Origin of the sequence: Bradyrhizobium liaoningense, assembly GCF_018130785.1 — a bacterium.
Classification (GTDB): domain Bacteria; phylum Pseudomonadota; class Alphaproteobacteria; order Rhizobiales; family Xanthobacteraceae; genus Bradyrhizobium; species Bradyrhizobium liaoningense_A.
The window spans coordinates 697,198-713,579 of sequence record NZ_JAFCJT010000002.1 but is presented as its reverse complement, the minus strand read 5'-3'; the positions used below and the strand labels follow the sequence as shown (position 1 = coordinate 713,579).

The 16,382-nt window shown below is 63.2% G+C and carries 16 protein-coding genes, 2 tRNA genes and 1 pseudogene; 17 read left to right on the top strand and 2 right to left on the bottom strand.

All coding sequences use genetic code 11. The features are described from left to right. The first annotated feature begins 7 nt into the window (after window positions 1–7). The 4 genes and pseudogenes from JQ627_RS09010 (at window position 8) to JQ627_RS08995 (ending at window position 2,091) form a co-directional block, all read left to right on the top strand. Complete coding sequence (locus tag JQ627_RS09010; protein ID WP_212483827.1) at window positions 8–742, top strand: tRNA-uridine aminocarboxypropyltransferase; 735 nt, start codon at window positions 8–10, stop codon at window positions 740–742. 122 nt (window positions 743–864) lie between these two features. Then, a pseudogene (locus JQ627_RS39770) lies at window positions 865–1,625 on the top strand (ABC transporter ATP-binding protein). Window positions 1,626–1,681: 56 nt separating this feature from the next. Further along, window positions 1,682–1,755, top strand: a tRNA-Cys gene (locus tag JQ627_RS09000). Between the two features lie 189 nt (window positions 1,756–1,944). Beyond that, on the top strand, window positions 1,945–2,091 hold the full coding sequence (locus JQ627_RS08995) for a hypothetical protein (RefSeq protein WP_008132040.1): 147 nt from the start codon (window positions 1,945–1,947) through the stop codon (window positions 2,089–2,091). Window positions 2,092–2,172: 81 nt separating this feature from the next. On the opposite strand, the gene JQ627_RS08990 is transcribed toward JQ627_RS08995, so the two are convergent. Further along, window positions 2,173–2,367, bottom strand: a complete 195-nt coding sequence (locus JQ627_RS08990; protein WP_212483826.1) for a hypothetical protein — start codon at window positions 2,365–2,367, stop codon at window positions 2,173–2,175. A gap of 258 nt (window positions 2,368–2,625) precedes the next feature. Between JQ627_RS08990 and JQ627_RS08985 the strand changes: the two genes are divergently transcribed. The 6 genes from JQ627_RS08985 to JQ627_RS08960 all read left to right on the top strand — a co-directional run bounded on the left by JQ627_RS08985 (window position 2,626) and on the right by JQ627_RS08960 (window position 7,776). Continuing rightward, window positions 2,626–2,889: a hypothetical protein gene (locus JQ627_RS08985; RefSeq protein ID WP_212483825.1), complete on the top strand. Its 264-nt coding sequence runs from the start codon at window positions 2,626–2,628 to the stop codon at window positions 2,887–2,889. A gap of 534 nt (window positions 2,890–3,423) precedes the next feature. Further along, on the top strand, window positions 3,424–4,587 hold the full coding sequence (locus JQ627_RS08980; protein WP_212483824.1) for a PspA/IM30 family protein: 1,164 nt from the start codon (window positions 3,424–3,426) through the stop codon (window positions 4,585–4,587). Between the two features lie 10 nt (window positions 4,588–4,597). Further along, entirely contained in the window at window positions 4,598–5,263 is a 666-nt protein-coding gene (locus tag JQ627_RS08975; protein WP_212483823.1) for an OB-fold-containig protein, read from the top strand. 31 nt (window positions 5,264–5,294) lie between these two features. Further along, entirely contained in the window at window positions 5,295–6,989 is a 1,695-nt protein-coding gene (locus JQ627_RS08970; RefSeq protein WP_212483822.1) for a flotillin family protein, read from the top strand. A 209-nt stretch (window positions 6,990–7,198) separates the two neighbouring features. Next, on the top strand, window positions 7,199–7,567 hold the full coding sequence (locus JQ627_RS08965) for a hypothetical protein (protein ID WP_212483821.1): 369 nt from the start codon (window positions 7,199–7,201) through the stop codon (window positions 7,565–7,567). A 134-nt stretch (window positions 7,568–7,701) separates the two neighbouring features. Then, window positions 7,702–7,776, top strand: a tRNA-Asn gene (locus tag JQ627_RS08960). 155 nt (window positions 7,777–7,931) lie between these two features. Here JQ627_RS08960 and JQ627_RS08955 read toward each other — a convergent pair. Beyond that, complete coding sequence (locus JQ627_RS08955; protein ID WP_212483820.1) at window positions 7,932–8,924, bottom strand: helix-turn-helix domain-containing protein; 993 nt, start codon at window positions 8,922–8,924, stop codon at window positions 7,932–7,934. Window positions 8,925–9,432: 508 nt separating this feature from the next. On the opposite strand from JQ627_RS08955, the gene JQ627_RS08950 reads away from it, so the two are divergent. The 7 genes from JQ627_RS08950 to JQ627_RS08920 all read left to right on the top strand — a co-directional run bounded on the left by JQ627_RS08950 (window position 9,433) and on the right by JQ627_RS08920 (window position 16,350). Then, entirely contained in the window at window positions 9,433–10,440 is a 1,008-nt protein-coding gene (locus JQ627_RS08950) for a formylglycine-generating enzyme family protein (RefSeq protein WP_212483819.1), read from the top strand. 8 nt (window positions 10,441–10,448) lie between these two features. Further along, window positions 10,449–12,086, top strand: a complete 1,638-nt coding sequence (locus JQ627_RS08945; protein WP_212483818.1) for an arylsulfatase — start codon at window positions 10,449–10,451, stop codon at window positions 12,084–12,086. Between the two features lie 61 nt (window positions 12,087–12,147). Then, entirely contained in the window at window positions 12,148–12,657 is a 510-nt protein-coding gene (locus JQ627_RS08940) for a hypothetical protein (RefSeq protein ID WP_212483817.1), read from the top strand. A 32-nt stretch (window positions 12,658–12,689) separates the two neighbouring features. Continuing rightward, entirely contained in the window at window positions 12,690–12,929 is a 240-nt protein-coding gene (locus JQ627_RS08935; protein WP_212483816.1) for a DUF3302 domain-containing protein, read from the top strand. Further along, window positions 12,929–13,870, top strand: a complete 942-nt coding sequence (locus tag JQ627_RS08930; RefSeq protein ID WP_212483815.1) for an HlyD family secretion protein — start codon at window positions 12,929–12,931, stop codon at window positions 13,868–13,870. The genes JQ627_RS08935 and JQ627_RS08930 overlap by 1 nt, the downstream gene beginning before the upstream one ends. A 12-nt stretch (window positions 13,871–13,882) precedes the next feature. Next, window positions 13,883–14,899: a DUF1214 domain-containing protein gene (locus JQ627_RS08925; RefSeq protein ID WP_212483814.1), complete on the top strand. Its 1,017-nt coding sequence runs from the start codon at window positions 13,883–13,885 to the stop codon at window positions 14,897–14,899. Window positions 14,900–14,922: 23 nt separating this feature from the next. Further along, complete coding sequence (locus JQ627_RS08920; RefSeq protein WP_249142957.1) at window positions 14,923–16,350, top strand: DUF1254 domain-containing protein; 1,428 nt, start codon at window positions 14,923–14,925, stop codon at window positions 16,348–16,350. Window positions 16,351–16,382 lie beyond the last annotated feature (32 nt).

Sequence of the window (16,382 nt, the reverse complement as noted above, 5' to 3'; positions counted from 1 at the left end):
GGCGGCCATGTCGAACCCCACCGCCGCCGCGCCGGCCGAGCCGATCCCCGAATGCCCGCACTGCCAGAAGCCGATGCCGCTATGCATCTGCGACAGCGTCGCGCCGATTGAAAACCGGCTCTCGCTCCTGATCCTCCAGCATCCGCAGGAGCAGGACCGGGCGCTCGGCACCGCGCGGCTGCTTGCGAAGCATTTCGATGATGCCACGGTGCGGGTCGGCCTGTCCTGGCCAAGCCTGTCCAAGGCACTTGGGCGGCCGATCGAGAACGCCTCGCATTGGGCGGTGCTCTATCTCGGCTCAGCCCGCGCGGCCGATCTCGAAGCCGAGGGCGAGATCCTGGCGCTCAACCGCAAGGGCGAAGTCGCGGAGAACCAGCGCTCGATCCTGGGCAAGCTCGAAGGCGTGGTGCTGCTGGACGGCACCTGGAGCCAGGCCAAGGCGCTGTGGTGGCGCAATCCCTGGATGCTGAAATGCCAGCGCGTCATCCTCAACCCGGCGCATCCCTCCCGCTACGGCCGCCTGCGCAAGGAGCCGCGCAAGGACGGGCTGTCGACCATCGAGGCCGCCGCAACGATCCTGGCCAGTCTTGAGAAGCGCCCCGATATCGCGGAGACGCTGAACGCCAGTTTTGAACGGATGTTAACTCGGTACCGCGAAGTCCAGGCGGAGATGCCGGAATTGGCGCCGAAGCCGGCCCCAAAGGGCGGTCGGCGCGACTTCCGCCGCCGCAAGCGGGCCTGACTTCGGCCTTCCTCATCCGTACGGTTGATTGCCCGGCACACGGCGGGCGGATAGAGCCGTCATCGCCTTCCGCTGCTACGCAAGATACCGCCACCGCGTCGCGTATTGGCTGTGAGGCGCGCATGAGCCTTGCTGCCAAAATCGTGCTTCGCAATGTCTCCGTGACGTTTCCGGTGCTGTCGTTCCGCGACCGCTCGCTGCGCAGCCGGTTTGTCAGCGCGATGACGCTGCGCCGGACGCCGGCGGTGTCGCACATCGTCTCCGCGCTCAACGACGTCAGTCTCGACATCCGCGCCGGCGACCGCGTCGCCATCATCGGCGCCAACGGCGCCGGCAAGACCACGCTCCTGCGGGTGCTCGCCGGTATCTATCATCCGACCGCGGGCAGCGTGGACGTGCTCGGCCGCTGCCTGTCGCTGTTCGACCTGTCGGCCGGCTTCGACGAGGAAGCGACGGGTTATGAGAACATCATGCGGCGCGGGCTCGTGATCGGCGCACGGCGCTCCGAGATCGATGCGCGGCGGGCGGAGACGCCGAGTTCACCGATCTCGGCGACCGGCTCGACCTGCCGCTGCGCACCTATTCGAGCGGCATGATGCTGCGCCTGATCTTCGCGGTCGCAACCGCCGTCGAGGGTGAGATCGTGCTGCTCGACGAATGGATCGGCGTCGGCGACCAGCAGTTCCGCAAGTAGGCGCGGCAGCGGCTCGACGAGATCGTGGCCCGCGCCGGCATTCTGGTGCTGGCCTCGCACGATATCGGCCTGATCCAGAGCACCTGCAACCGTGCGATCCTGCTGGAGGAGGGACGGATCACCGCGGCCGGCCCGACCGATGCGATTCTTGCGAAATATCTCGCCGGTCCTGGCGCGGCAAAGGCGTAAACGCCCGGTCGGGGTTGCCTAAGCCATTGATCCCCTATATTGCTCCGCCCTTACGGGGCCACGTGGCGGAGTGGTTACGCAACGGTCTGCAAAACCGTGTACACCAGTTCAATTCTGGTCGTGGCCTCCATAACAACCTCCTGATATTTCATCACAAATTTTGCTCACCGCGCGTTCCGCCGAGCGCGCGGCAAAGGCCTGCCGGCCCGTGCACACCGGGTTTGCCCGGGGCTTGGCGGACACCAGCGATTCAGGCCCGATGGCATGGACTTCGCATCTGCGAAGTGATGCGTGACGAACCCCTGGAGCTGGAGAGCACGTGAGCGACGTCGTCCGATTTGTCCCGAAATCCGAGCTGGAGCGGGCTCGCCTCATTCGCGAGGCCCGTGCGATCTATGACAGCATTTTTCCGCCAGCCGCGCCCGATCGGGCGCCGCAGGACGGCGAGGAGCGGGTCAAGACCTGATCGGCGCCACGCCGTTCCGGCGCATGCCCGATAGCAAAACGCCCGCGGGAGCGGGCGCATCGGCTGACGTTGAAAGTGGCCTTAACCGGCCGCGTACCAGCCGTCCGGGAACGGCAGAAGGGGCCAGGCGCCCTCATTGTCATTGGCAGCCTTGGGCGTTGCGGCGTACGACCACGAGCGGGGCACGAATTCCTCCTCCGGCACGGGCGCGAAATCTTGATAGACCATGGCGTCCCGGACGGCATCCAGCAGCAAGTTGAATTCGGCTTCGCTCATCGCACCCTCGCAGAACGCGGATGGCGCAATGTCGCAAAGCCGGTTTGTTACCCGATTGATCCGATCGTTCGCATTTTAACGATCCGGCGATCGGGTTTTGATTGGTTAGCGATCTCTTAAAAGCCCCGGGAAACCGTACGTTCCACCCATCCAGCCCCAATGTGAAAGAGATCACATCCCCCGCGATTTATTTCTCCTACCCGTTGCACGACACCGGCCGGCGAAGGCCGGGCGGGCAAGGCAGACGGGAGACTGGTCATGAAGGCGAGGTTCTTGCGGTTTGCGGGTGTGAAGAGTAGGGCGCGTCGCGCCTCGACGGTCGGGCTGTTCCTGGCGCTGTTTGCCACCGCCGCTCAAGCGCAACAGGGAACGCCGGAGCAGCGCCGGGCCTGCACCCCCGACGTCTACCGGCTCTGCGCCGGCGAGATCCCCAACGTCCGCGCCATCACGGCCTGTCTGCGCCGTAACCGATCAAGCTTGAGCGAGGCTTGCCGCACCGTGTTCGATCAGGCTGGCAGCTGACATAGCCGCCCTGTGGATTTGTGCGCAGCAAGTGACCTGTGCGGTCTCGCGAATCCGGCATAGTCGGCCTGTGGATATGCTGCGGACAGGCTGTGGAGAGCGGTGATCTATGCGGAAAGCAGATGCGTCATTCGGGCGTCATATCTCCGTTGAGCGATCTCACCAGATGATTCTCTAAGCGCGCAAATCCTAGCCTGGCCCCGATATCATTTGGTTCTCCCGAATTCGTAAATTACGTATCGCGCCATCCGATGTCGGCGACCGCGGGGGCGATGCGTAGCCGAATGGGGCGCGGCGCAGTCCGGGGCACCCGCCGCAGCGTTAGAAGGCCGCAGCGCGTCCGGGACACGAGAGTCTTGGCTTTGATGAAAATTGCAACCCGCACGTGCAAGAAGTCTTGATCGGCGATGATCTAGAAGGTGATAGCCCACCTTGAACGCGGATCCGAGCCGCCGCGACAAATCCATAGAGTGCCGAAGGATCAGTGGAACGTGATTGCACCTCCTCTTCCTAAAGCACCAAAATGGTGCTTTAGTGCTTTCCATGAGCCCGTCGTCCCGAAACGCGCCGTCCGCGCTGCGTTACAGGCTTGCGCCCGACCCGGCCGCCAAGGCCGCGCTTGAGGCGACGTTCCAAGCCTATGACCGCATGATGGAGATCCTCGACGAGGTCGCGCGGAGCCATAACGTCGGTTCCAACGTCGTCCTGCTCCATGCCCATGCCTATGAGCCGATCCGGAAACAGACCGCGTTGCCCTCGCGCCTGGTGACGCTGGGTCTTCGCGACCGCGCCGATTATCGCACCGCGCAGGGTCGCCGCCTGCCGCTCGACGACAAGCTCGCCAAGATCAAGGGCCCGGCCACCATTTCGATTGCGACCGTGCAGGGGCGCTTCAGCGTGCCCTTCGACTACGCCGGCTATGCCGAGGGCTGGGGACAGAGCGCGCCCGCACACCTCATCCGCACCGACGACGGGTTCGAAGTTCACTACGGCGTCACGCCGAACAGTCTGCCAGAGGAGGAGAACGCCATGGATACCATCGCTGCCGCCCCCGACAATTTCCTGTCCCGGGTCGGGCGCCTGATCGCCGGGATCGCTTACGACGCGATCGAGCAGGCGGAAGGAAAGAACAAGCTGACGGTGGTCGACCAGGCCATCCGCGAGATCGAGCGCGCCGAAAGCGAGGCGCGCGATGCGCTCGCGGCGGCAAGGGCCGAGGAATACCGCCTCAACGCACGCCGCACCGAGATCGAGCGCGAGATGACTGACCTCACGCCCAAGATCGAGGGCGCGATCGCTGATAGCCGCGACGATCTCGCCCGCGCCGGCATCGCACGGCAGATGGATCTGGAGGCGCAGTTCGAGGTGCTCTCTCGCGCCATCGACGAGAACAACGAGAAGATCGAACAATGTGTCACCTCGCTGCGTGCGGTGCTGTCGGCACTCCAGGATGCCGAGCAACGCTGCGCCGATCTCGAAAAGAGCGAAGCGGCCGCTAGTCACCAGGCCTCGACGTCGCCCCGGAAACAGGGCGGCAGATCCGCGGCAGCGAAGGCGCTGCGCGCGGGCAGGGCGGTGGCGCGCGCCACCGGCGTGCCGCCGGGCATCCCGTATTCGAGCGACATCGACGAGCTCAGCACGTTGCATCGCGACAAGGAGATTGCAGCGAGGCTGGCGCGGTTGAAGTCGCGCTCCTGAGTAATGTGTCATGAGCGCACTGCTCGAACACGTGATGTCGCCGGAGGTCAGGCCGTTCGCGATTGCGGCGGCCATGATCCTCATCGTCGGCTCGATCGAGGTGGTCTCGATGCTGGTCGGGGCCTCGCTGAGCGAGATGCTCGGCACCAACATCGATTTCGGTCACCCCAGCGACAATGGCGTCATCAACGCCATCTCCTGGATCAATGTCGGCGGCGTGCCGCTCTTGATCTTCCTGCTGCTGCTGCTCGGCGCCTTCTCCATCACCGGCTTCCTGATCCAGGACATCGCGCGGATGGTGGCCGGTCCATTGCCGGCGACGCTCGCGTCGGTCGGAGCGGTCGCCGTCTCAATTCCACTGGTCCGCGCCACCAGCCGCGCTATCGCACGGGTCATCCCCAAGGATGAAAGCTATGCCGTCGGCCTCGGCGATCTCGTCGGCCGGGTCGGCGAGGTCGTTATCGGTCCGCTCGATCAGGGGCCGCCCGGCCGCGTCAGCGTCGCCGACATCCACGGCAACCGCCATTTCGTCTGGGCGGTCGCCGCGCCATCGTCATCGTCCCTGCCGCAGGGAACCATGGTCCTGCTGGTCGATCGCGACGGCACCCGCTTCGTAGCGGTGAAGGCCGACGATGAACTCAAGCCGCCCAAACCAACTCTAACAAGCTCACGCTAAGCAGCTGGCAAGTCATTTTTCGGAGAAAGTCATGTTCGACATCGCAGTCCCGGCCATGATCGGCGTCGCGCTGATCGTTGTTTTGGGCATCGTCTTCACCATCCTCTACAAGCGTGCGACCCGCGACGAGGCCTTCGTACGCACCGGCCTCGGTGGCAAGAAGGTCGTGCTCGACGGCGGCGCCATGATCCTGCCGATCTTCCACTCCTATGCCAGCGTCAATCTGAAGACGCTGCGGCTCACCGTCGAGCGCAAGGAGCGGGAATCCCTGATCACCAAGGACCGCCTGCGCGTCGACATTGTCGCCGAATTCTACGTGCGCGTCCGCCCTGATGAAGAGAGCATTGCGCTCGCAAGCCAGACGCTGGGCGCGCTGACCAACGATGCCGAGGCGCTGCGTAACCAGGTGGAGGCGAAATTCGTCGACGGCCTGCGCTCGGTGGCGGCGACCATGAGCATCCTGGAGCTTCAGGAGAAGCGTAGCGATTTCGTCAAGCATGTGCAGTCCACGGTCGAGTCCGACGTGAAATCGAACGGGCTCGAGCTTGAATCCGTGTCGCTGACCAAGCTGGACCAGACCGACGTCAAGTTCTTCAACCCGGAGAACTTCTTCGACGCCGAAGGTCTCACCCAATTGAAGACCGTCACCGAGACCCGCCGGCGCGACCGCAACGCCATCGTGCGGGACAACGAGGTGGCGATCGCGCAGAAGGACCTCGAAGCGCGGCAGCAGACCCTCGGGATCGAGCGCACCAAGAAGGAAGCAGAGCTCTCGCAGGAGCGCGACATCGCCAACAAGACCGCGAGCACCCGGGCCGAGGTCGCGACCGCAACCCAGACCGCGCGTCTGACCGAGGAGAATGCCCGCATCGATACCGACCGCGCCGTTGCCGAGAAGGAGGCGGGCGCCAAGCAGGTCAAGGAAACCGCGGTCATCGAGTCGGATCTGGCGATCAACAAGCGGAAGACCGACGCGCAGCGCGAAATCCAGATCGCCACCCAGGAGAACGAGATCCAGATCGCATCCAAGAGCAAGCAGACCTCGGAAGCCGTCGCCGAGGCCAAGACCGCCGAAGCGGTCGCCGTCTCCGCGGAGGAAAAGGTCGTAACCGCACGCGCGGTCGAGATCGCCGACCGTGCCCGCCTGACCCAGGTGTTGGCCGCCCGAACCGAGGCCGAGCGCAAGTCGACCGAGTTGATCGTCGCGGCCGAAGCCGAAAAGAAGGCCTCGCTCGATCGCGCCGAGGCCGTCAAGACGCTGGCCACTGCGGAAGCCGAGTCCAACAAGATCAAGGCCGTCGGCGTCAGGAATATCGGTGAAGCCGAGGCCGCCGTCATCACCATGAAAAACGAAGCGCAGAACAAGCTCGGCGCCAACGTCATCGACTTCGAGATCGCCAAGAAGCGGATCGAGACGATGCCCTCGGCGCTGGCCGAGATGGTGAGGCCGATTGCCAACCTCAAGGACGTCCGCATCCTGCACACCGGCGGCGCGTTCGGCGGCAACGGTGCGGGGGGAGGCAATGTCGGCTTCGGCGAAGGCCTCGCAGGCGAGCTGCTCAAGGTGCACGCGCTCCGTCCGATGATCGACGAGATCCTGCGCCAGAGCGGATTTGCGCCGGGCGACGATCCCGTGAAGTCGTTGGTTAATGCAGTGGCCGGGAAGAGCAACGGCGCGGCGGTGCCGGCGACCGCGGCGGAGAAAACAAACTCCGCCGATCTATGAATGCCCATTCATTGCTGCGGAGAAATCGAATCGATATGAACTGGCTCGTTGCGCGTCTCGCGTCGTGCAACGAGCCGGAGTGCTGATCGATGGCGCGCTGAACGTCTCGATCTCGCTCCGGACGAATCGAGGCAACGCCATTTGTTGCCGCGGCGCCTGCGCCGATCGACGTCAGGCGCCGGAGCCTGTTTCGATCCGGAGATTTTCACATGAAGTATTTTCTGTCTGGACTGATCGCGATCGGTCTTGCAATCGCGGCTTCGGCGTCGTTCGCAGCTGACGCGCGCAACGTCACCGTCGTCAACGAGACCGGCTATGCCATCAAATTCCTCGGCTTCAACGCGCCGGACGACGGCCTGGACGAATGGGAGAACGAGCTCGAGAAGGTTTTGCAGAACCAGGCGAGCACCTATGTCGAGTTCGACGAGGACGACGAGGGATGCGTCTGGAACATCCGCGTCGACTGGCAGAACTATGACGAGGCCGTGCTCTGGAAGAATGTCAATCTGTGCAAGATGACCGCGCTGCGCCTGCGCTACGACCCCGGCACCAAGACCACGTCCTTCGTCGCCGAGTAAGCCGGCCCGACATGGACCCGAGGAGGGGCCTCGAGGCCCTTCCTCCACGCTTTGTGCAAGATCGCGAATTCGTCCTTTGCAAGCGCTGGCGGCTTTGTTATACGCAGCCGCGCGCGAACGACTGGTTCGCCTTTTCCTCGGTAGCTCAGCGGTAGAGCATCCGACTGTTAATCGGATGGTCGCTGGTTCGAATCCAGCCCGGGGAGCCAAAATCCAATAAATTCAACGCCTTGGGTGTGTTGCATTTGCGCAACGCAATTCCATGATTGTGCTTTTGGGGGCGTTCGGCCCGGTGTCTGGCCGTTCCGCCGACCGGCCGAGAGGGAATCGGTCGGACCTCCGCAAGCGCCACCGAGCCAAGCGCCTATAATTCACGCTCAGAGGACTCCTGCCTCCAGCGCGGGGGAGCTCCAATTCCCAGCGTCTGTGACGGGCGCTCCCCGAACATCGCAAAATAATATTGCGAGAACCGCCCGAGCTCATAGAAGCCCTGCTGCATGGCGGCAGCGGCCACCGTCGTCGACCCCGGCGCGCTTTCACGCAGAATCGAATGAACGGCGCACAGCCGCTTGTGCCTGAGGAAGCTGACCGGACCCAGACCGAACACCTCCTGAAAAGCGCGGTGGAGGGTGCGGCGCGATACCCCGAGAGTGGCGCAGATTTCCGAAACATGCACCGGACGCGCGCCGGCCTCGTCGAGATACGCCTCGACCCGGCGGATCAGCCGCCTTGCCGAGGGGAGCCAGCCGGTATCATCGGGCGGCAGTGACGACATGACGTTGGCCGCCATGCACTCGACGATCGATCGCTTCCAGAAATCGGCGGTCGAGGGCGTCAGCCCACCCTTGGAGGTGCGTAGATGCGACATGATGCGGACCAGGCGGCGTGAGGCGATCGGGCCGCTCTCGCGGTCCGCCCGGAAGTGGCCGCGGCTGCGCCAGGTGTCTGGATCGCTCAGCCTCGCTTCGCCGCCGAACAGCGATGCGACCTCGCTGAGGTCGAAGCGCATGGCGGCGTAAGCGGATGCGCCGTGAAAGATTCCGTCATGCTCGAGCAGCGGCGGAATCACGAGCACGTCGTTGAGGCACATGTCGAACGACCAGTGGGTGACGCGCTCCTCGGCCGCGAGCAGCATCCCGATGATCAGCTTGTCGTCGCTGGAGACCCGCTGCGTGCGCATGCCGACGTTGAACGTGCCGATGCTGAGCGAGAAATCGTCGATGCCGACATGGGATAGCGTTCCGCGCAGCCGCCCGCGCCCGAGTTGCATCACATCGACATGCGAGCCGTGAACAGCCTGGTGAAGACCTTCGAACCCGTCGAGCTTACGCGAATCAACCAGAAGGAATTGGCCCATGGCTGTACCCTGTTACGCAAGCGCGACAATTCTGCGGCAGGCAGCAAGATACCACCACAACGCGAAGTGGTTGAGACAATCCGACTTCGCGTTTTTTGAGGTAAATCATCGACGAATTTGACGCGAGTCATGCGCCACATACGGTGTGGATTAAGGAATTTGCGGCATGTGTCGTTAAGCCTCACCAACGGGCTCGGCATGCTGGCACAAACTGCACATCACAGCCGACCAATCTTCGGATACCGTTTGCAACCTAGGCGATATCAGTGGTGATCGATCTGCGGACCCGCCGGGCGGCGGAGGCGGTATGTTATTGCCGCATGCTCAAAGGATGTGCGCAAAAAAGGGAGAGGCGCTGACGCAAATCTACGACACCCATCTCGCACCTTTGGCGCCAAAAAGAGGGGACCAGAAAATGCGTCCAGAATGCCGGGAAATGTGCCGTCATCGACGCCTGCTAAATCCGCGCCGTAGCATCGGGTAGAATGCGCGTATCGGAGTTTCCAGCATGCTGCGGGCGGACCCGGGTCGTTGCGAGTGGTTGCCGGATGACGTGAAGACCGGCGACATGGTCTTCATTCCCGGCGGGACCTTCCGCATGGGATCTGATCACCATTATCCCGAGGAGGCGCCGAGCCATCGCGTCTCCGTCGACGGATTCTGGATTGACCGCACACCCGTCACCAACAGGCAGTTCAAGCAATTCGTCAACGCGACGGGCCACGTCACCGAAGCGCAGATCGTTCCTGATCCAAAGGACTATCCCGGCGCGCTGAACGAGATGCTCTACGCCGGTTCGCTGGTGTTCTCGCCGCTGCCGCGCATCACCGATCTCACCGACTGGAGCCAATGGTGGTCCTTCATGCGCGGCGCCAACTGGCGCCATCCCCAAGGACCCGGCAGCAACATCAAGGGCCTCGACGACCATCCGGTCGTGCACATCTCCTATAGCGATGCAGCCGCCTATGCCCACTGGGCCGGCAAGGAGCTGCCGACGGAAGCGGAATGGGAGTTCGCCGCGCGCGGCGGCCTCGACGGCGAGGAGTTCGCCTGGGGCGATGCGCTGATGCCCGGCGGCAAGCACATGGCCAACATCTGGCAGGGCAAATTCCCTGTCCAGAATCTCGGCGAGGATGGGTTCGAGCGTACCTCGCCGGTCATGGCTTTCCCGCCGAATGGCTACGGCCTCCACGACATGATCGGCAATGTCTGGGAGTGGACCTCGGACTGGTGGTCGTCAAAGCACGCCGCCGACGCCGCGAAACCCTGCTGCATCCCGAAAAATCCCCGCGGCGGCCGCGAAGAAGCGAGCTTTGATCCATGTCAACCGAGCATCCGGATACCGCGCAAAGTCTTGAAAGGCGGCTCGCATCTGTGCGCGCCGAACTATTGCCGTCGCTACCGCCCCGCCGCGCGGCACGCTGAGCCGGTCGATACCTCGACCAGCCATGTCGGCTTTCGCTGCGTGGTTCGGGTACCCGCCTCTCAGACGCCGCCAATGGCTTCTGGAAAGTAGGAGTTTGCATGAGCGTGAATCTCGAAGATACCGGCAGCACCACGGAGAATCCGGCCGGGAGCTGCCGGAAATCGTTGCTTCGCGCTCTGCTGACGGCGGCTCTCCTCGCGACAAGCCTGTCGCCCGTAGTGAAGGCGCCCGCAATTGCGCAGCAATCGAACACGGCGAAGCCCAATATTCTCGTGATCTTCGGTGACGACATCGGCCAGTCGAACATCAGCGCCTATACGCGCGGCGTGACGGGATACAAGACGCCGAATATCGACCGCATAGCCAATGAAGGGATGATGTTTACCGACTACTACGCGGAGAACAGCTGCACAGCCGGCCGCTCCACGTTCATTACGGGGCAGGTCTGCCTGCGTACCGGTCTCTGCAAGGTCGGTATTCCCGGCGCCGCTGTCGGCCTCCAGGACCGGGACGTCACGATCGCGCAGGCCCTCAAGCCGCTTGGCTACGCCACCGGACAGTTCGGCAAGAACCATCTCGGCGATCGCGACGAATATCTGCCGACCAGGCACGGCTTCGACGAGTTCTTCGGCAATCTCTATCATCTCAACGCCGAGGAGGAGCCCGAGCGGCCCTATTATCCCAAGAATGACACCGCGTTCATCAAGGGCAACACGCCGCGCGGCGTGCTCAAGGCGTCCGCTGACGGCAAGATCGAAGACACCGGTCCGCTCAACAGGAAGCGGATGGAGACGGTTGACGACGAGACCACGGACGCCGCGATCGATTTCATCAAGCGGCAGGCAAGGGCCAACAAACCCTTCTTCACCTGGATGAACACGACGCGTATGCACGCATTTACGCATGTTCGCGCATCCATGCAGGGACAGAGCGGCATGCCGGGAAACGAATATGCCGACGGCATGATCGAGCACGACGGCGATGTCGGAAAACTGCTGAAGACGCTCGATGACCTCGGCATCGCCAACAACACGATCGTCGTCTACACCACCGACAACGGACCAAATCAGTGGTCATGGCCGGACGCTGCGACGACGCCGTTCCGCAGTGAAAAGGACACCAACTGGGAGGGCGCGTTCCGCGTGCCGGCCATGGTGCGTTGGCCGGGTCATATCAAGGCTGGCGAGGTCTCCAACGAGATCATGTCTGGCCTGGATTGGTTCCCAACTCTGCTTGCCGCCGCGGGCGACTCTGACATCAAGGATCGCTTGCTCAACGGCACAAGCCTCAGCGGCAAGTCCGCCAAAGTGCATCTCGACGGCTACAACCAACTGCCACTGCTGACTGGTCAGGGTAAGTCCGCTCGCAACGAGTTCTACTATCTCAATGACGACGGCGAGGTCGTTGCCTACCGCTACAACGACTTCAAGATCGTCTTCTGCGAGCAGCGAAAGCCGGGGGGGTTCGAGGTCTGGGCGAACCCGTTTACCTGCTTGCGCGCACCGAAGGTATTCAATCTGCGGATGGATCCGTTCGAACGCGCCGACGTCGTATCTGATCAGTATTACGACTGGCTGGCCAAGAACGCCTATCTGATCCAGTACGGCGTCTGGCGCGTGGCGCCGTTCCTCCAGACCTTCAAGGAATTTCCGCCGAGCCAGCGGTCCGCGAGTTTCAGCATCGACCAGATGGTCGACGCGTTGATGAAATCGATGGACAAGGCGGCACCCAAATAGAGCAATGCCTGAGAGGACCGCCGGGTCATCATCAACAAGAAAATGCAACGGGAGTATCGCGATGTTTGGGCGTAAGCGCATGGTCCGGGTGACGAGCTGCTTGTTGGCGCTAGCGAGCGGTATTTCTCTTCCGAGCGGGATCGTATCCGCAGCGCCGCTCCAGCCAGCTTCTATTCACAAGGACACGGCTGGATCGCCGGATCTCATCGAAGTCCGTGCGGCCGGTCGCCGCGGCGGTGCGGCGGTCGGCCCCCGTGGTGGCGCCGTCGTTCATCGCGGTGGCGCAGCGGTCGGTCCGCGGGGAGCCGCCTACCGTGGCACAACGGTCGTCAGGGGACCGCGCGGCAATGTTGCGGCTCGCAGCACCACCGCGGTCGCCGGCCGCGGCGCATGGGCACGGCCCGGCTATTACCACTGGCCGAGAGGCGGCGCGATTGCCGCCGGTGCGGCAATCGGCTTCGTGACAGCGGCAACGGCTGCGGCCTGGGCCGGCGCGGCTCCAGCACCGGGAATGTGCTGGTACTACACTGATCCATCCCGGACGCAGGGGTTCTGGGACTATTGCCAGTGATAGTGCGCCCTTGATGTGATGAAGCAGCCATCATGAGCGGCTACGACATCTTCGCCTGGATCGTGCTGATGATCCTGCTCGCCAGCGCGATCGGCGTGGTCTGTATCGCCGGCTGGCTGCCCGGACACATTGCCAAGTCGCGCAATCATCCCCATGCGCAGGCCGTGACGGTCGCGGGCTGGATCACGCTCTTCTTCGGCTTCGCGCTGTGGCCGATCGCCCTCATCTGGGCCTATCTCGACGTGCCCGCGCGCAAGGCGGGAGACGCGTGATGGCCGTCGCGATCCTCAATACCTACCTGGTGCTGCTGTTCCTGCTGGTGCACTTTGGCGTCGTGCGCTTCAACCTGTTCTGGAAGGCGTCGCCTTTCATCGTCATGGCGATCGTCCTGATCTGCCTCTTCATTCCGATGGGATGGGGCGCGCCGCAAGGAAGTGCGCTGGTCGTCCGCAACGCCGTCTCGATCGTGCCCGATGTTGCCGGTGAAGTGACTGACGTCCCCGTCGTCGCCAACGCTCCGCTCAAATCCGGCGACGTCCTGTTCAAGATCGACCCCACGCCATACGCCGCGCAAGTCAAGGCGATCGACGCGCAGTTCAAGCTCGCCAAAACACGGCTCGGCCAGATGACGCAGCTGTTCGAGCGCGACGCGGGCCGCGGCTTCGACGTCGAGCAGCGGCAATCGGAGGCCGACCAGCTCTCCGGCCAGCTCGAGGCCGCACAATGGAATCTCGACAAGACCATCGTGCGCGCACCCAGCGACGGCTACGTCACCAACCTTGCGCTGCGCAAGGGCGCGCGCGTCGCCAACCTGCCGCTGTCGCCGGTGATGGCGTTCATCGATACCTCGAGCACCATCATCGGCGTCGAGATCAACCAGATCGATGCGCGTTACGTGGCGCCGGGGCAGGAGGTCGAGGCCACCTTCAAATTCGCCCCCGGGCAGATCTATTCCGGCAAGGTCGAGAGCGTGCTTCAGGCGATCGCGACCGGGCAGACCCAGACATCGGGCACGGCGGTAGCGCCGCGAGGGATCGAAGCGGCGCCCTTCGTCGTTCGCGTCAGGCTCGACGATGCGGATTTCGTCAAGCGCCTGCCTGCCGGCAGCGCCGGCACGGCGGCGATTTACACCGACCACGCCAAGCCGACCCATGTCGTGCGCCGCGTGATCCTGCGGCAGGTCGCGATCCTGAATTACGTCAACCCATTCTAGACGAGAGGACATATGAAAAGAGCAGTGCTGACGGCGTCATTCCTTCTCGTGTCGACCGCATATGCGCAATCGCCCGTTCCAGTGACGGTCGACAATTTTGGGCGCGCGGAGTCCGACCTTTATTTCGGTAACGGTGTCAAGGATGCCGGCGGCACCGGCAAGCTGTTTCACCATCGCGAGCCGATGGCGATAGATAAACAGGGCGTCATCCGGTCGAATCGCGATACGCTGTATTCCATGGCCGTCGTCGATCTCGATGCCGGACCGGCAACAATCAAATTGCCGGACGCAGGCAAGCGGTTCCGGTCGTTGATGGTGGTCGACGAGGATCACTACATCGTCGGCGACATCGAGTATCGCGCCGGAAGTTACACATACGATCGGAAGAAGGTCGGCACACGCTATGCGCTGATCGGGCTTCGGACCCTCGTCGATCCCAACGATCCGAAGGATGTCGAGAAGGTCCGCGCAGTCCAGGACGCCGTCACGATCAGCCAAAAGGCCCCCGGTAAGTTCGAGATACCGAATTGGGATCCGGTCAGTCAGAAGAAGGTGCGGGACGCTCTCCTGGTGCTGGCGTCAACCGCAGGCGGTTTCAAGAATGCGTTTGGCGCCAAGGGACAGGTCGATCCGGTCCGACATCTGATCGGGACCGCCGCAGGGTGGGGCGGCAATCCCGACAAGGACGCTACCTATCTCAGCGTCACCCCCGAAAAGAACGACGGCAGCACGGTCTACAAGCTGACCGTTCCCGGCAACGTGCCGGTGGACGGTTTCTGGTCGATCAGCCTCTACAACGCCGAAGGCTATTTCGAGAAGAACCCCTACAACGCCTACTCCCTCAACAATCTGACGGCGGCGAAATCGGCTGACGGCTCCACCACGGTCCAGTTCGGCGGTTGCGACGGCAAGATTCCGAACTGCCTGCCGATCATGAAGGGCTGGAACTACACGGTGCGTCTCTATCGGCCGCGTCCCGAAATCCTGAATGGGAAGTGGAAATTCCCGGAGCCGAAGCCGGTGAGCTGAACACCGAACAGATGGAGGATGTCATGAGACGTGCAATCGCTGGCGTCATTGCCGCTCTCTCGATGACCGCGAGCGCGTACGCGCAGAGCCTATCGCCGGATGACATTGCCGCACGCAACATCCAGCGCCGCGCCGTCGAAGCGATGATCTGGGGCATGCCGGCCGTGAACGCCGACCTGATGCTTCAGACGATGCTCAAGACCACCAAGGCCAAGGTCAACGAGATCGTTTACTGGTCCAGGCCTGTGAACTGGAAGAACCAGACACTGACACCAAATCCGGACGCGATCTATCTGATGTCGTTCTGGAACGTGAAGGACGGCCCCGTTGTGATCGAGATTCCGCCGGCGCAGGGCGGTTCGATCGCCGGCAATATCGTCACGGCGTGGCAGATGCCGCTGGAGGATGTTGGTCCCGAAGGCGCCGACAGGGGGCAGGGTGGCAAGTACGTGATATTGCCACCCGGCTTCAGGGACGCAGCGCCCGCAGGTTACATCGCGCTCCAGTCCGACACGTTCAGCGGGTTCGCATTGCTTCGCGCGAACCTTGCCAGCCACAGCGATGCCGACATTGCCAAGTCGGCCGCCTATGGCAGGCAGATCAAGGTCTATCCGCTCTCGCAGGCGAAGGATCCGCCGCAGACCAATTTCACGGATGCCTACGACGTCCTGTTCGATTCCACGATCCCGTTTGATGCGAGCTTCTATCGCAGTCTCGACCGTATCGTGCAGAACGAGCCATGGCTTGATCGCGACCGCGCCATGATCGACCAGCTCGCAACCATCGGCATCGAGAAGGGCAAGGCGTTCGATCCAGATCAAAAGACTGCCGCACTGCTCGACCAAGCCGCCCGCGAGGCGCACGCAGTGCTGGAACAGCGCTACGACGCTGGCTTCCCGGTGATCAATCCAGGCATCCGCTGGTTCCCGGCCGCCGTGGCCGAGATGGTGAAGGCCGCAAGCGGCGGATACGGCGACCCGAATGCCTATCCGATCGATGCGCGGGGCGTGACCTATACGCTCGGCTTCACCGGCGTGAAGCGGCTTGGCACGGCGCAGTACTATCTGATGGTTGCCAAGGACCGGGACGGCCAGCCGCTCGAAGGCAACGTCACCTACCGCCTGACCGTGCCGGCGAACGCGCCGGTCAAGCAGTACTGGTCGGCGACAGTCTACGACCGAGAGACGCATGCGCTGGTGCGCAACATGCCGAGCGCCAGCCGCGCCTCGATCAGCCCGGGAATCCAGAAGAACGCCGACGGCTCGGTGGACGTCTATTTCGGCCCGAAGGCGCCCGAGGGCAAGGAGGCCAACTGGGTGCCCACCGATCCTGCGCGCAAATTCGAGCTGCTGTTCCGCCTCTACGGGCCGGAGAAGCCGCTGTTCGATCACAGCTGGAAGCTGCCCGACGTCGAGCGGGTCGCCACGACCATTGGAGGTGCCTCGAAGTAGCGGGACCAGGACGACCGCTTCGAAGAACAGGC

Coding starts and splice junctions, on each gene's coding strand:
- JQ627_RS08955 (WP_212483820.1), bottom strand. CDS start 8,924: ATGGGCCAATTCCTTCTGGTTGATTCGCGTAAGCTCGACGGGTTCGAA.
- JQ627_RS08940 (WP_212483817.1), top strand. CDS start 12,148: ATGTTTGGGCGTAAGCGCATGGTCCGGGTGACGAGCTGCTTGTTGGCG.
- JQ627_RS08985 (WP_212483825.1), top strand. CDS start 2,626: ATGAAGGCGAGGTTCTTGCGGTTTGCGGGTGTGAAGAGTAGGGCGCGT.
- JQ627_RS08925 (WP_212483814.1), top strand. CDS start 13,883: ATGAAAAGAGCAGTGCTGACGGCGTCATTCCTTCTCGTGTCGACCGCA.
- JQ627_RS08965 (WP_212483821.1), top strand. CDS start 7,199: ATGAAGTATTTTCTGTCTGGACTGATCGCGATCGGTCTTGCAATCGCG.
- JQ627_RS08970 (WP_212483822.1), top strand. CDS start 5,295: ATGTTCGACATCGCAGTCCCGGCCATGATCGGCGTCGCGCTGATCGTT.
- JQ627_RS08990 (WP_212483826.1), bottom strand. CDS start 2,367: ATGAGCGAAGCCGAATTCAACTTGCTGCTGGATGCCGTCCGGGACGCC.
- JQ627_RS08930 (WP_212483815.1), top strand. CDS start 12,929: ATGGCCGTCGCGATCCTCAATACCTACCTGGTGCTGCTGTTCCTGCTG.
- JQ627_RS08945 (WP_212483818.1), top strand. CDS start 10,449: ATGAGCGTGAATCTCGAAGATACCGGCAGCACCACGGAGAATCCGGCC.
- JQ627_RS08975 (WP_212483823.1), top strand. CDS start 4,598: ATGAGCGCACTGCTCGAACACGTGATGTCGCCGGAGGTCAGGCCGTTC.
- JQ627_RS09010 (WP_212483827.1), top strand. CDS start 8: ATGTCGAACCCCACCGCCGCCGCGCCGGCCGAGCCGATCCCCGAATGC.
- JQ627_RS08920 (WP_249142957.1), top strand. CDS start 14,923: ATGAGACGTGCAATCGCTGGCGTCATTGCCGCTCTCTCGATGACCGCG.
- JQ627_RS08950 (WP_212483819.1), top strand. CDS start 9,433: ATGCTGCGGGCGGACCCGGGTCGTTGCGAGTGGTTGCCGGATGACGTG.
- JQ627_RS08935 (WP_212483816.1), top strand. CDS start 12,690: ATGAGCGGCTACGACATCTTCGCCTGGATCGTGCTGATGATCCTGCTC.